The organism is Plebeiibacterium sediminum (assembly GCF_026013605.1).
Taxonomy (GTDB): domain Bacteria; phylum Bacteroidota; class Bacteroidia; order Bacteroidales; family Marinilabiliaceae; genus Saccharicrinis; species Saccharicrinis sediminus.
In genome coordinates this window covers 1-15,453 of sequence record NZ_JAPDPJ010000013.1, presented here as the reverse complement: position 1 = coordinate 15,453, position 15,453 = coordinate 1, and the positions used below count along the sequence as shown (strand labels likewise).

Sequence of the window (15,453 nt, the reverse complement as noted above, 5' to 3'; positions counted from 1 at the left end):
ACATAAAAATGTCGATATTTAGCTCCCATACATAAGAAATTTATGGATGAAAAGCATAGAATATCTTAAATACATAGAAGATATTGAATCCAAATTTCGAATGTTCATCGCAAAAAATGAGTAAATGAGGACAGATAAAATAAGACTGGGTATTTCCCATGGAGATATTAATGGAATAGGATACGAGATTATTTTTAAAGCATTAAATGATAGTAGAATGCTGGATATGTGTACGCCTATTATTTATGGTTCTTCAAAAGTTGCAGCATATCATCGTAAAACATTAAATATTTCAAATTTTAGTCTTAATAACATCAAAGAAGCTGATGATGCACATGCTAAAAGAGTAAACATTATTAATTGTGTGGATGATAATGTACGTGTAGAATTAGGTAAAGAAACAAAAATGGGGGGTGAAGCAGCTCATGCTGCTTTGAGTGCTGCCGTTGAAGATTTAAAAAATAATAAAATTGATGTGTTGGTTACAGCGCCAATACATAAAAAGAATATTCAATCAGAGAGCTTTCAATTCCCAGGGCATACGGAGTATTTACAAAAGGAATTTAATTCAAAAGATTCTCTGATGTTTTTAGTCAGTGATGTTTTAAAAGTAGGTGTAGTTACAGGACATATTCCTTTGAGTGAAGTATCAAAAGCGATTACCAAAGAAAAGATACTTACAAAGCTTAAAATTATGAATAAGTCTCTTAAGGAAGACTTTACAATCAGAAAACCTAAGATTGCAGTTTTGGGCTTAAACCCTCATTCTGGCGATAATGGTTTGATTGGTAAAGAAGAGCAAGAAATTATTATTCCTGCGTTGGAAGAGGCTAAGCAAAAGGATATTGTTGCATTAGGGCCATATCCAGCTGATGGATTTTTTGGTTCTAATAATCTTTCAAAATTTGATGCCGTTTTAGCGATGTATCACGATCAGGGGCTAACTCCTTTTAAAACCATAGCATTTTCTTCAGGCGTTAACTTTACTGCAGGATTACCAATTATCAGAACTTCTCCGGATCATGGAACGGCTTTTGAAATTGCTGGTCAGGGGGTAGCAGATGAAGAATCATTCCGTCAGGCAGTATATTTGGCAATTGATGTATTTAAAAATCGTACGTCATATAAAGAGCTTTCAAAAAATCCATTGAAATCATATGATATCAGTAAGATGGATGATAAGCTTGATGAGTCACTTCCTGAAGAAATTGAAGAGCCAGAGATCTAGAAATTAATAGATATATATTTACAAAGGACTTTCCATACAGGGAGGTCCTTTTTTTATTTGTAATGATTAAACTTTTGGTGTCGATAAGACAAAATTTGGATAAAATTAAAATACCCAGAAAATTAAGTCTATTAGTAAAACAAAATTGGGTTTTAAGCGTAATTCTTAATACAATATGTCTTGTAATTTTTAATAAAAAAGATAATTTAGCAGTTGTAATATTAATCAGACCAGAAAAGAATAGGAAAGAGTGTTTTTGAGGTTTTAAAGTGGGGTGAAATGAAAAAAAATAGTACATCAACAAATATATATATTAAAGTTTTAACCATATCAACCAGTATCATAGCTATTTTTATAGTACTTAACCTTTTTACGTTTTCAGTTGATCCAACGGATTCGTCAGAGAAGTTAATGCCTACATTTGAAAATAGCTATTCCATATTTTCACTTGATATTCCTCAGGATTTAAGTTTTGCAGAAGAGCGTGTTCCTGTTGAAAAACATTGGGTAAAAGAAAGTTTTGACAGAGAGTTGTTGGTGAATACCTACTGGCAATCTCAAACCGTATTGTTTATTAAACGAAGTAACAGATATTTCCCGATTATTGAGCCTATTTTAAAAGAATATGGTGTTCCTGATGATTTTAAATATTTGGCCGTCATTGAAAGTGGTTTAATGCCCAGATCTGTGTCTCCAGCTGGAGCTGCAGGAATATGGCAATTTATGTCGGCAACAGGTAAGGAATATGGTTTAGAGGTAAATTCAGAAATAGATGAAAGGTATCATCTTGAAAAAGCAACCGTTGCAGCATGCAAATATTTTTTAAAATCATACGAGGCATATAATGACTGGACTTTAGTTGCCGCTTCATATAATGCAGGAAAAAGAGGTGTCAGCAACCAGTTGGATCGTCAGAAAACAGATAACTATTATGATCTGTTATTAGGCGAGGAAACAGGAAGGTATGTATACCGAATTCTTGCAGTTAAAGAAATTCTTTCACATCCGGAAAATTATGGGTTTTATGTAGACAAGAAAGATTTGTATCCGGTAATTCCTACTCAAACATTAACCGTTGACAGCGCAATATCAGATATGGCAGACTTTGCTGGCAAATATGGTATTTCTTACAAAGAGTTAAAAGACTTAAATCCCTGGTTACGCGATGTGGTATTAACAAACAGATACAAAAAGACGTATCAGATTTCTATTCCTAAAGAAATTGCACTTGTAGAAAAAACGGAGCCTATTGGTAATGAGTCAGGTGTGGTTATTCCAGTTGATCAAAAAGAAATTAAATTGGAAAAACAGTCGCTTATCATTCAACAATAGTTTTCTATATTTGCTTACTTATATAAAAGGGCATTTGAGTAAGTATTATGGAAAATAAAAATATTACAAAAGAAAGCACAGGCGAAGGCGCATTTGTAGAAGAAGGAGCTGTATCTGTAATGGGTGCACGAGTGCATAATCTGCAAAATATTGATATAGAATTTCCTCGAAATAAACTTGTTGTTATTACCGGATTAAGTGGTAGTGGTAAGTCATCACTCGCATTTGATACCATTTATGCTGAAGGTCAGAGAAGGTATATAGAGACATTTTCGGCCTATGCCCGTCAGTTTTTGGGTAATATGGAGCGGCCTGAGGTGGATAAAATTACCGGCCTTAGTCCTGTTATTTCCATAGAGCAAAAAACAACCAATAAAAATCCTCGCTCAACCGTTGGAACAATAACCGAGATATACGATTTTTTACGACTTTTATTTGCCCGTGCATCAGATGCCTATTCGTATAATACGGGTGAAAAAATGGTGAAATACACCACCGAAAAAATATTGTCCTTAATTCAGAGTAATTTTGATGGTAAAAAGGTGATGATTCTGGCACCTCTGATTCATAACAGAAAAGGACATTATAAGGAACTTTTTGAACAGATCAGAAAGAAAGGATATCTGCATGCCCGTGTAGATGGAGAAGTGATAGAATTAGCGCATGGATTTAAAGTAGATCGATATAAAAACCATAGTATTGAAATGGTTATCGATCGTATTAAAGTCTCAGGTAAAGATACCAAACGATTGTCTGACTCTTTAGGTTTGGCAATGAAGAATGGTAAGGGTATTATGATGATTTTGGATGCTGAAACACAGGATGCCAAGTTCTACTCACAAAAATTGATGTGTCCAACTACCGGTATTTCTTATAATGAACCTGCGCCGCATTCATTTTCGTTTAACTCACCTCAGGGAGCATGTAATAAATGTAAAGGACTAGGTGCTATAGATAACGTAGATATTGAAAAAGTAATACCTGATGATTCTATATCTATTTATTCGGGAGGTATTGCTCCTTTAGGAAAGTATAAAAACACCTTAATCTTTTGGCAGCTGGAAGCAATTGCCGAAAAGCATGATTTTACATTAAAAACTCCAATTAAAGATATTCCAGAAGAAGCTCTGGATACCATACTTCATGGATCAAGTGAACCGATTACATTAAAGAATACACCGCTTGGAACCAGTTCTAATTACTTTATTAGTTTTGATGGTGTTATTAAATATATTTTACAACAACAAAGTAACGATACTTCCCTAAAGGCAAAAAAATGGGCCATGCAATTCGTTACCAATGTAACTTGTCCGGTATGTAATGGACAGCGCCTGAATAAAGAAGCTTTACATTTTAAACTAAATGATAAAAATATTGCAGATTTGTCTCATATGGATTTAAGTCTGCTGGCTGAATGGTTTTCTGATATTGAAAATCATATGAGCGATAAGCAGAAAGCAATTGCCTCTGAAGTTTTAAAAGAAATCAGAAGTAGATTGGGTTTTCTGTTAGATGTTGGCCTGGGCTATTTATCGTTGGATCGTAGTGCCATGACCTTATCGGGAGGAGAAAGTCAGCGAATCAGGTTGGCTACTCAGATTGGTTCTCAGTTGGTTAATGTACTGTATATTTTAGATGAACCAAGTATTGGTCTGCATCAACGAGATAATCATAAATTAATTCATTCCTTGCAACAATTAAGAGATACCGGAAATACGGTATTGGTTGTTGAGCATGATAAAGATATGATGATGCAATCGGATTATTTGATTGACATGGGCCCTTATGCCGGAAGACACGGAGGTGAGGTTGTGGCTCATGGTACGCCTTTGCAAGTAATTCAGGAAAATACCCTGACTGCCGATTATCTGAATAACAAAAAGAAAATTGTTGTTCCTGAAGTCCGAAGAAAAGGAAATGGAAAAAAGTTGGTTTTACATGAAGCATCAGGAAATAACCTTAAAAATGTTACTGCAACTTTTCCTCTGGGAGAATTAATATGTATTACAGGAGTTTCTGGCAGTGGAAAGTCAACTCTAATCAACGAAACATTATATCCTATCTTAAATCAGCATGTATACGGAGCAGTAAAAGATCCGCTTCCATATAAAAAGATTGATGGCTTAAAACATGTGGATAAGGTGGTAGATGTGGATCAGTCTCCACTTGGAAGAACTCCGCGTTCTAATCCAGCAACATATACAAAGGTATTCGATGAAATCAGAAAGCTTTTTACCGGATTGCCGGAATCAAAAATAAGAAACTATAAGCCAGGAAGATTTTCATTTAATATGGCTGGAGGAAGATGTGAAACTTGCAAAGGAGGAGGAGTTCAGGTTATTGAAATGAATTTTCTTCCAGATGTGATGGTTGACTGTCCGGAGTGTCATGGAAAGAGATATAACAGAGAAACACTTGAGGTACGATATAAGGGAAAGTCCATAAGTGATGTGTTGGATATGACCATTAATCAAGCAGTCACTTTCTTTGAAAGTATTCCTAAAATATCGCACAAATTAAAAGTTTTACAAGAAGTTGGTCTAGGCTACATTACATTGGGACAGCCATCAACAACACTTTCAGGAGGTGAATCGCAACGCGTAAAACTGGCAAGTGAGCTGGCAAAAAAAGATACCGGAAAAACCATCTATATTTTGGATGAACCAACTACAGGGCTACATTTTGAAGATATCAGAGTATTGCTTGATGTGCTTAATAGATTGGTGGATAAAGGAAATACTGTTATTGTAATTGAGCATAATCTGGATGTTATTAAAGTTGCAGATTATATTATAGATATAGGTAAAGAAGGTGGACGATTTGGAGGTGAGATTCTATGTGAAGGAACACCTGAAGAAGTCGCGAAAAACAAAGAAAGCTTTACCGCTAAATATCTTAAGGAAGAGTTGGAGGCATAAATGCTTTTTTGAGATAATTCAGTTTTTGTTTGTAATAAAATTACTTACTTAGTGAGACATATAAACAAAGCTGAATTATGGGACAAAAGGTGAAAATTAAATGCATTAATAATAATACATATACAAAATATTCAAGAGGAATCACTTTAGCGGAAATTGCTGAGGATCAGAATATCCAATTACGAAGTAAAGTACTTGGTGCCTTAGTAAATAATAAATTGGAGAAGCTTCCTTTTGAGGTTTTTAATCCTTTAACGGTTGAATTTATTGATATTACAAATCCTGATGGAATGCGAATGTACATCAGAAGCCTTTCTTTTTTGTTATATCATGCAATTGAAAATATTTTACCGGGTGTAAAATTAAGGGTGGAACATTCTGTTTCAAAGGGTGTGTATTGCGAACTTCAAGGTATAGAAGAAGTTACTGTTGAAAAAGTTGCTGAAATTGCTGAATATATGCGAAATTTGGTTCAGCAGGATTTACCCTTTGTTCATTACAAAAAGGAAACTGAAAAGGTGATTAAACTATTTAAGAAAAATGGTTTTGTCGATAAAGTAGGATTGTTAGAAAGCAGGGGAGAGTCCTATTCTTCCTATTATCAGTTGGGTGATTCCATCGGATCTTTTTATGGTTATTTGGTGCCATCAACAGGTTATCTCGAAGTTTTTGATGTCAATAAATATTATAATGGAATTTTGTTACAGATTCCAAAACGTTTTGAACCAGAGGTGGTTGAGGATTTGGTGATCCAAAATAAAATGTTTGAAATATTCCAGGAATACAGTAATTGGAATAAGGTTTTGGATGTAACTAATATTAACGATCTTAATGAATTGGATCAAACCAATGGAACAGAACAATTAATCAAAGTTTCCGAAGCCTTACACGAAAAAAAGATTGCTCAAATTGCAGATCAGATTACTGCACAACGAGACCGTGTAAAAATTATTCTTATCAGTGGACCTTCATCAAGTGGTAAAACTACTTTTAGTAAAAGATTAGCCATTCAGTTATTGGTTTCAGGGTTATATCCTAAAACAATTTCATTGGATGATTATTTTGTAGATCGGGATAATACTCCTAAGGATGAAAACGGAGACTATGATTTTGAAGCATTGGAGGCTCTGGATATAGAGCAGTTTAATCAGGACTTAAGTCGTTTATTAAAAGGAGAAGAGGTTGAAATTCCAAAGTTCTCCTTTGAAAAAGGGCAACGATATTATGATGGTTCAAAAATGCAGCTTGAGCAAAACCAGATTTTGGTTATAGAAGGAATACATGGATTAAACCCTAAGTTAACACATACAATACCTGATACTTTTAAATTTAAAATCTATGCCTCTGCGCTAACGGCTATAAATATCGATGATCATAACAGAATTCCAACTACAGATAACAGATTAATCCGTAGAATAGTAAGAGATTACAGATATCGCAATTATTCAGCTGAAGAAACTATTTCAAGATGGCAGAGTGTTCGTAGAGGTGAAGATAAACATATATTCCCTTATCAGGAAGAGGCGGATGTAATGTTCAATACAGCTCTATTGTATGAATTTGCTGTACTAAAGCATTATGCAGAACCAATATTACTTGAGGTAAAAAATATTAAACCTGAGTATGCTGAAGCAACACGATTGTTATATTTCTTTAGTTACTTTAAGCATATTAAGGATATTAACATTCCACCAACATCAATAATCCGTGAGTTTTTTGGTGGAAGTAGTTTTAATTATTAAATAATTTGTATTTAAGAGCTACTTACTTGATTTTAAAAATCCTAAATTCTAATAAGATATAGCAACAATTTTTCTTATATTACTGTAAAAATTTTGTGGTGTGTCTAGAAAGAATTCAAGGATATATTATTTAATAGGGATTGTTTTATTTTTCTTTTGTACAGACACGATTTGTGCTGTGCCAAAGGATCATAAAAAAATCCTTATTGTTAATTCCTATCATGTTGGATATTCGTGGGCTGATAATGTAACAGAAGGTATCCAATCTAAATTGGATTCTGCAAAAAACATGGACTATTTTGTAGAGTTTATGGATACCAAACGTTTCTTTTCCGAAAATACGTTCAATTTCTTTTATTCTTACCTGAAGACCAAATATAAAAATATCGACTTTGATGTTGTTATGGCCTTGGATAATAATGCGGTAGACTTTTATCTTTCATATCGCGATTCTTCTTTATTTAAAGATAAAACATTTGTGTTTGGAGGGATTTCGGATACCAAACCTTATCCATTTGAACGCATAGGAGCTTATGGAGTAGTTGAACTCAGGAGTTTACCGATGTTGTTTTATTCAATGCATCGTTTTTTTCCTAAGAGAAATAATGTGGTTGTATATTTGGATAGTACATCCACTTCCATGACCTATAAATCATTAATTAAAAGATATGAAGATGAGCATAAAGTTCCTCATTTTACTATTATTGAAGATGTTCCAAGCGATTCCATAAAGTATCATATCAAAACTTTACCAGATAATGTTATGGTTTATTTATTTGATTTGAATTATGATAACGATAAGTATCGTCCTTATGAAATGTATTTAAGCGAATTGGACAAATCTAATAAAATACCTGTTTTTTCGAGTAAGTTTGATGATATAAAAGGGATTGTAGGAGGAGAGATGATTAGTGGCCAGGAGCATGGACGAATAATAGCCCAGCTTACACTTGATGTAATTAACAAAAAACAAATTCTTAATAATATTATATATCCGGAGCCTGTTCTTTATTTTAATGCAAAACAGCTGAAAAGATTTAAAATTGAAGAAGCGTTATTACCACGAAATTCGCAGGTTATAAATGAAGAAAAGTCATTCTTCAAAATATATGGTGAGATTTTTCTTGTTAATGCAATCCTTATTCTATTTGTTTTATTAGTGGTTGCAACCTTAATTAAGAGTAATCAGAAACTGAGAAAGTTTAAATCGGTTCTGGAAGATGCAAAGAATAAAGCTCTGCAGTCGGAGGCTGTTAAAACTGCACTGATTGCAAATATTTCACATGAGTTACGAACTCCCCTAAATTCAATTATCGGTTTCACGGATGTATTGGCTGATTCAAATAAAGATGAGGAATTATCGGACTATATTAAATATGTTAATGATAGTTCCAGATTACTGGAGAATCTTGTAAACGAACTATTGGATCTGTCTTTGATTGATTCAAACGAATTGAAACTAAATTTTAGTGAAGTTTATTTGCCTGAGCTACTAGATCATTTGGTACAACAAAATACAATTCAGATTGATCATCAACGTAAACCAAAGTTGGGAATAAGAGCTAGTAATGCAGAAAATGAACCACAGTCTATTTATACAGATAAACTTCGTTTAAGACAGATATTGCAAAATCTGATAAGTAATTCCATTAAATATTCATTTTCAGGAACGATTTCAGTTGGTTATCATTTGTTGACAAAAGATGAGGTAAAAGAGAGGGTCCCCAATAACAATAATTTAAATCATGATTATTACTTTTTGTTTTTTGTGAAGGATTATGGAATAGGAATTCCCAAAGATTTAAGAAGTTTTGTTTTTGAACGCTTTCGCAGGATTGATCAAGTGTATGATGGACAACATGGAGGAGTTGGCTTAGGTTTAAGTATATCTAAATCTATTGTTCAGATTATGGGGGGAGATATGTGGTTCACCAGTGTGGAGAAAAAAGGTTCTACCTTCTATTTTACTATTCCCCATATCAGTAAAATGTAGCACATTAATTTGGGTATTTGTTTATAACGACTTGATTTCAAGATAGAATAATAATTGAAATCAGGTTAATAGTATTTTTTACTAACAAAATAGTTGAATCCTCATTAAACTGACTATTTTTGTTTTCTGTAAAATCTATAATCCCGGAAAATGAACGACTACATTCTTTTTTTAGATACAGAAACTTCTGATAAACCTAAATATTGGAATGCACCAACAGATGAGGTGGATCATTGGCCATATATTTTGCAAATAGCATGGACAATTTGTAAAAAGTCAGGAGAAACTGTTTTGACTCATGATTATTATATCAATCCGGGAGATATTAAAATGAGTGAAGAATCAATGCGTGTTCATGGAATTACGCTGGATTTTCTTAAAAAAAATGGTATTAAACGTGAAGAAGTGTTGCAACAATTAAGTGATGATTTAGAAAAATTTAATCCACTTGTTGTAGGGCATTTTCTCAAGTTTGATATAAAAATGATTGAGGTTGGGTTTAACAGGGCAGGTATAAAACAAAGCTTTTTACACAGGCCAAGGTTTTGCACCATGTTTGTTACGCGTAGTATTTTTCTGGGGGCAAATTCCAGATTATTAAGACTTAATGAACTTTATAAATCTCTTTTTGGAGCGGAGTTTAAAAATCAGCATAATGCATTGTATGATGCATTAGCTGCTAAAGATTGCTTTTTTGAATTACTGAAAAAAGGACAAATTAAAGAAAAGGAATTTATTAAGCAGGCAAAGTACTTTAAAGAAAAACATAATTCAGGGCTGTTAAAAAAAGTTGTAATGCCCTCTATTATTCTGGTAATTATCATATTTGTACTCTATTTATTGCTCGTATCAATCTGATCATAATTTTATTTTTTACTTAAGATGGTAAACAGAAAAGAATTTCTTAAAAATATTGCTCCATTCAATATTCTTCCTGAGACAGTGTTGGATGAAGTTTCAAATATGATGAAGCATAAAGTTTTTAAGAATAGCGAGACTGTTTATACACAAGATGAAACTCCATTAAATACAATAGATGTAATTGTAAAAGGTGCTTACAACGCATATTTTTATGATTCAAATAACGAAATACGTTTAGAAGAGCTATACGCCATAGGCGACATTTATGGAGGAAGCTCCGTGCTATTAAATAAGCACTATTCTATACGAACTGTAGTGTCCAAACCAGATACTGAGATTCTGAGTTTAGATAAAGATGAATTTAAGGCACTATGTCGAAGTTACAATAAGTTCTTTCATCATTTTACAATCCAGTTTGGAAATAAAATGCTTAACGATGAGTATGCGCATTTTGTAAAGCGTAATACTACGTTTGAAGAGAACTTTATGGATGCTGATATTATTTTTACCAGAAAAATCAGCTCTATCACACCTCGACTGTTAGTTACATGTAGTATTGAAACTCCAATTAGTGAAGTAGCTGCATTAATGTCGAATAAGCAGGTTAATTGTGTTTATATAAAAGAAGGAGATGAGTTAACTGCTTTTGTTTCAAAAGATATCTTAATTAAAGAAGCTTTGGCTTCAGGTAAAAAAGTGAATACTCCTGTAATGGAAGTGGCTCATAGGGATATTATTTGTATTCAAAAAGATGCTTTGGTATATGAAGCTTTGTTAGCATTATATCCCTCTAAGCAGGAGTATATTCTGGTTAAAGATGGTACTGAAAGTCTGGGATATTTAAGTCGTTACCGTCTACTAACAGAGCATGCGCAATCGCCTCTGGTATTTATTCAATCTGTAAAATTATCCAATACCATTCTTGATCTAAAAGAAAAGTGGTCGAGGGTTCCGGAGATGATTTCGTTAATGATTGGCCGGGGTGTTCATGCTGAAATTGTAAACCGAATTGTTACTACAATTGCTGATGAGATACTACTTAGAATCATTGACGGAGTACAAAAAGAAATGGGTCCTGCGCCAGCTAAGTATTGCTTTATGGTAATAGGTAGTGAGGCGCGTCAGGAGCAAACATTGGCAACGGATCAGGATAATGCCATTATTTACGAAGATAAAGCAAATGAACAACGTGAGTTAGTACGTAAATATTTTCTGGAGTTTGCTGACCGAATATCTACACGATTAAATGATGTAGGCTTTAAGTTTTGTACCGGCGGTTTTATGGCTAAAAACCCCAAATGGTGTCATTCCCTTTCGCACTGGAAAAGGAATTATGACATGTGGATTAATGAAGCGGCTCCGGATACTGTTACGAAGTTTTCTACTTTTTTTGACTGTCGTTTTGTTTATGGAGAAAAAGATTTGTTTGATGAGCTTTATAATCATATGAATAATTGCATAGATAAAACATCAACAAAGTTTTTAATGAACTTGGTAACGAATGCTTTGCGATATGAGGCTCCACTTACCTTATTCAATAATATTAAAACTTTTTCTAAAGATGAACGAAAAGTGTTTAATATTAAAAAAGCCATGAATCCGATTGTGGATATGATGCGTATGTATTCCTTGAAAAATAAAATTCTGGTGGCTAATACAGGTAACAGGATGAAAGCACTTTTAGAAGCAGGCCATATCAATGAGGTAAAGTATAAAGAAATGCAACATGCTTACTATTACTTAATGGGGGTAAGGTTAAAAAGTCAATCTTCTGAAATATTAAATGAATTTAGAGAAGCAACAAACTTTATCGAACCCAAAAAACTAACCCAAGTGGAGCAAGCAACTCTAAAGGAGATTTTTAAATTTATCAAAGATCTTCAATGGGGTATCAAGATGAGTTTTAATAAGCAAGGTTAATATCAAAATATAATAAACAAGAAGAGGATGATCTTAATGATGCATCCTCTTTTTATTTTGTTTTAAATTCAATGTGTGAATTTAAATATGAATCACTTCATCATAAGCTGCAGCAGCAGCTTCCATAATTGCTTCTGACATTGTAGGGTGAGGATGAACTGATTTTATTAATTCGTGACCAGTAGTTTCTAACTTTTTAGCTACAACTAATTCAGCAATCATTTCAGTTACATTCGCTCCGATTAAATGAGCACCCAACAACTCACCATATTTAGCATCAAAAATAAGTTTTACAAAACCATCTTTGTGTCCCGCTGCACTGGCTTTACCAGAAGCTGAAAATGGGAACTTGCCAACTTTTAATTCATATCCAGCATCTTTAGCTGCTTTTTCTGTCATTCCTACAGATGCAACTTCAGGAGAAGTATAAGTACATCCTGGTATGTTACCATAATTTAATGGTTCTGGAGAATGTCCGGCAATTTTCTCCACACATAAAATGGCTTCAGCAGAAGCAACATGCGCAAGAGCCTGACCAGGAACTATATCACCAATAGCATAAATTCCATCAACAGAAGTTCTGTAGAATTCATCCACTTTAACTTTGCCATTTTCAACAACAACGCCTACTTCTTCCAAGCCAATTCCTTCAAGATTTGGAGAAATTCCTACTGCAGAAAGAATGATATCCGCTTCGTGAGTTTCTTCTCCTTTTTTAGTTTTGATAACAGCTTTAACTTTATCTCCAGATGTGTCCACACTTAAAACTTCTGAAGAAACCATAACATCAATACCTGCCTTTTTAAAAGAACGGCCTAATTGTTTAGAAACTTCTTCGTCTTCTAATGGAACAATATTAGGTAAGTATTCAACTAAAGTAACTTTTGTACCTATAGAGTTATAAAAATAAGCAAATTCACTACCAATAGCTCCCGATCCAACAACAATCATTGATTCTGGTTGCTTTTCTAAAGTAAGCGCTTTTCTGTAGCCAATTACTTTTACACCATCCTGGGGTAAGTTTGGTAGTTCTCTACTTCTGGCACCTGTGGCTAAAATTATATGATTAGCAGAAACTTGTTCGCTGCTTCCATCTTCTTTTTTAACTTCAATAGTTTTGTTGTTGATTAATTTACCAAAACCATTAATTACATCAATTTTATTTTTTTTAAATAAAAACTGAATTCCTTTACTCATGCCATCAGCTACACCACGGCTTCTTTGTACCATGGCTTCAAAATCAGCTTCAGCTTTGCCATCTATTTTTATTCCATACGATTCTGCGTGTTGTAGATATTCAAAAACAGATGCACTTTTAAGTAAGGATTTGGTTGGGATACATCCCCAATTTAAACAAATTCCTCCAAGTTCTGCTTTTTCTACTACTGCTACTTTTAATCCTAATTGCGAAGCTCTTATGGCTCCAACATATCCTCCGGGACCGCTTCCCAGAACAACTAAATCGTATTGCATATCTTATTTTTTATTTTTGGTTACGCGATATTTTATCATCATTGCAATTAAATAACAATGTTATCATTAAAAGGTTGGAATAAAATGATATTTTTTACTTAAAGTTAAAAAATAATACATCTAAATAAGAATTGCAATTTCAATAATTAAAGTAGTTGATTCTGTATATTTAGATGGAATAAGTGTTTTATATATGTACACAATATTAACAATATGCCTTTCAACAGTAAGATGAAAATGATCTAATAAGCAGATGTAAGATTTATTTAGAAGTTACCTGTAAAATCATGGTTGATTGATAAAATATAAAGAAATGTTTAACGTTAACAACTTGTTAATGGCATATTTTTTTAATTGAAGAATGATATGTTTTATTAGTTTTGTGTTACAAATTTGGATAAAACTTTAATCAGAAAACGATAATTTTTTAAAATGAAAAGCGTATAAAGTGATCATCTTTTTCATAAATATATTGAAAGTGAATTAGATAGGGACTTTGTAAAATAAGATTTGCAACAAATGAAGCGGTCTTGTAAAATTTCATTTAAAAATAAATTTTACAGAGCGTTCCATCTGATAAATAAAATTAAAATGTAAACACTATGAAACAAGCTATGAGAATACTTTTCAGGCGAGTTTCATGTGACCTTAAAAAAAAATTATAAACAGATGAAAAAATTAGTTTTAGGTTTAATAGCATTGCTATGTTATGCAGCTGTAGATGCTCAGCATAGTAAACCTTCCTTTTCTTTTGAAGAAACACTTCATAATTTTGGAGATATTAATGAAGAAAATGGTAAAGTGTCTTATCAATTTGATTTTACAAATACAGGCGGTCAACCTATAGTTATTCACAATGTAAGAGCTAGCTGTGGTTGTACATCTCCGGAGTGGAGTAAACAACCTATTCCTCCAGGGGGTAAGGGGTATGTAAAGGCAACTTTTGATCCTAGTAATCGTCCTGGTAATTTTAATAAAACAATTACAGTAACAGCAAATACAGAAACACCGAATACTGTATTAAGAATTACAGGTAAAGTGCTCCCTCGTCCAAAAACATTGGAGGATGAATATCCAAGAGAATTGGGACAGTTACGTTTAAAATCAACACATATTAGTTTTACACGTATTGAACCTAAAGGAACAAAAACAGAAGAGGTAGAAGTAATTAACACTTCAAACGAAGCTTTAAAAATTGCTTTTGAAAGAGTTCCTGCTCATATTTCTATTAAAGCAGAACCTGAAGTTTTAATGCCAGGCGCAAAGGGTAAGTTTGTTGCAACTTATGATGCTGCTAAGAAAAATGATTGGGGATTTGTTTATGATCAGATTTTTGTTTCGTTTGATGGCAAAGTTGATTATAAAAACAGAATTAGTGTAAATGCTAATATTCAGGAAGATTTTAATACCTGGACTGAAGAGCAAAAAGCAAATGCTGCAAAAATTAATGTCGATAACAAAATATTTGATTTTGGTACAATTAATCAAGGTGATGTTACAAAACACACTTATTATATTACAAACACCGGAAAATCAGATTTAATTATTCGTAAAGTGAAAGCTTCTTGTGGATGTACAGCTATTAAACCAGAAAAAACGGTTATTGCTCCAGGAGAAAAAACTTCAATAGCAGCAGAATTTAATTCAAGAGGTAAACACGGACGCCAAAATAAATCGATTACAGTAATCACTAACGATCCTTTGGCAAGCAACATTCTTCTTAGAATTCAGGGTACGGTTAATGCTCCTGAATAATAACGCAAAAAGTCGATTTTATAGTATTAGTTAAGGAGTATCATATTATGGTACTCCTTTTTTATATTAGAACAAGGTGTTTTAGCTTGTTGGTTATTAATGGGAGTAAGGTACTGTTGACAGAAGTAATTAAAAATATCACTAGTGACCGAGTAAAAAAATAAAAGAGGGTACTTCCTTTCGGTTTCCCCTCAAAGTTGTAAATTGATTTTGCGAAACTTTTTACAACAT

At 33.1% G+C, this 15,453-nt stretch carries 9 protein-coding genes; 8 read left to right on the top strand and 1 reads right to left on the bottom strand.

Annotated elements, in window-relative coordinates; all coding sequences use genetic code 11:
* Positions 1 to 124: 124 nt before the first annotated feature.
* The 7 genes from pdxA (at position 125) to OM075_RS07625 (ending at position 11,994) form a co-directional block, all read left to right on the top strand.
* Positions 125 to 1,228, top strand: coding sequence for a 4-hydroxythreonine-4-phosphate dehydrogenase PdxA (gene pdxA / locus OM075_RS07655; protein ID WP_301189902.1), 1,104 nt, complete (start codon positions 125 to 127; stop codon positions 1,226 to 1,228).
* A gap of 279 nt (positions 1,229 to 1,507) precedes the next feature.
* Positions 1,508 to 2,560: a lytic transglycosylase domain-containing protein gene (locus OM075_RS07650; RefSeq protein WP_301189901.1), complete on the top strand. Its 1,053-nt coding sequence runs from the start codon at positions 1,508 to 1,510 to the stop codon at positions 2,558 to 2,560.
* 47 nt (positions 2,561 to 2,607) lie between these two features.
* The gene (gene uvrA, locus OM075_RS07645; RefSeq protein WP_435873469.1) at positions 2,608 to 5,478 is read left to right on the top strand and encodes an excinuclease ABC subunit UvrA; all 2,871 of its coding nucleotides are present in this window, start codon (positions 2,608 to 2,610) and stop codon (positions 5,476 to 5,478) included.
* A 77-nt stretch (positions 5,479 to 5,555) separates the two neighbouring features.
* Entirely contained in the window at positions 5,556 to 7,220 is a 1,665-nt protein-coding gene (locus OM075_RS07640) for a nucleoside kinase (protein ID WP_301189900.1), read from the top strand.
* A 100-nt stretch (positions 7,221 to 7,320) separates the two neighbouring features.
* On the top strand, positions 7,321 to 9,213 hold the full coding sequence (locus OM075_RS07635; RefSeq protein WP_301189899.1) for a sensor histidine kinase: 1,893 nt from the start codon (positions 7,321 to 7,323) through the stop codon (positions 9,211 to 9,213).
* Positions 9,214 to 9,363: 150 nt separating this feature from the next.
* Positions 9,364 to 10,071 carry a 3'-5' exonuclease gene (locus OM075_RS07630; RefSeq protein ID WP_301189898.1) on the top strand — a complete coding sequence of 236 codons (708 nt, stop codon included), beginning with the start codon at positions 9,364 to 9,366 and terminating at the stop codon, positions 10,069 to 10,071.
* A gap of 24 nt (positions 10,072 to 10,095) precedes the next feature.
* Positions 10,096 to 11,994 carry a DUF294 nucleotidyltransferase-like domain-containing protein gene (locus OM075_RS07625; RefSeq protein ID WP_301189897.1) on the top strand — a complete coding sequence of 633 codons (1,899 nt, stop codon included), beginning with the start codon at positions 10,096 to 10,098 and terminating at the stop codon, positions 11,992 to 11,994.
* Between the two features lie 81 nt (positions 11,995 to 12,075).
* Here the strand turns inward: OM075_RS07625 and lpdA are convergent, their stop codons facing one another.
* Positions 12,076 to 13,467, bottom strand: coding sequence for a dihydrolipoyl dehydrogenase (lpdA, locus tag OM075_RS07620; RefSeq protein WP_301189896.1), 1,392 nt, complete (start codon positions 13,465 to 13,467; stop codon positions 12,076 to 12,078).
* Positions 13,468 to 14,136: 669 nt separating this feature from the next.
* Between lpdA and OM075_RS07615 the strand changes: the two genes are divergently transcribed.
* Positions 14,137 to 15,222, top strand: a complete 1,086-nt coding sequence (locus OM075_RS07615) for a DUF1573 domain-containing protein (RefSeq protein ID WP_301189895.1) — start codon at positions 14,137 to 14,139, stop codon at positions 15,220 to 15,222.
* The last annotated feature ends 231 nt before the right edge of the window (positions 15,223 to 15,453 follow it).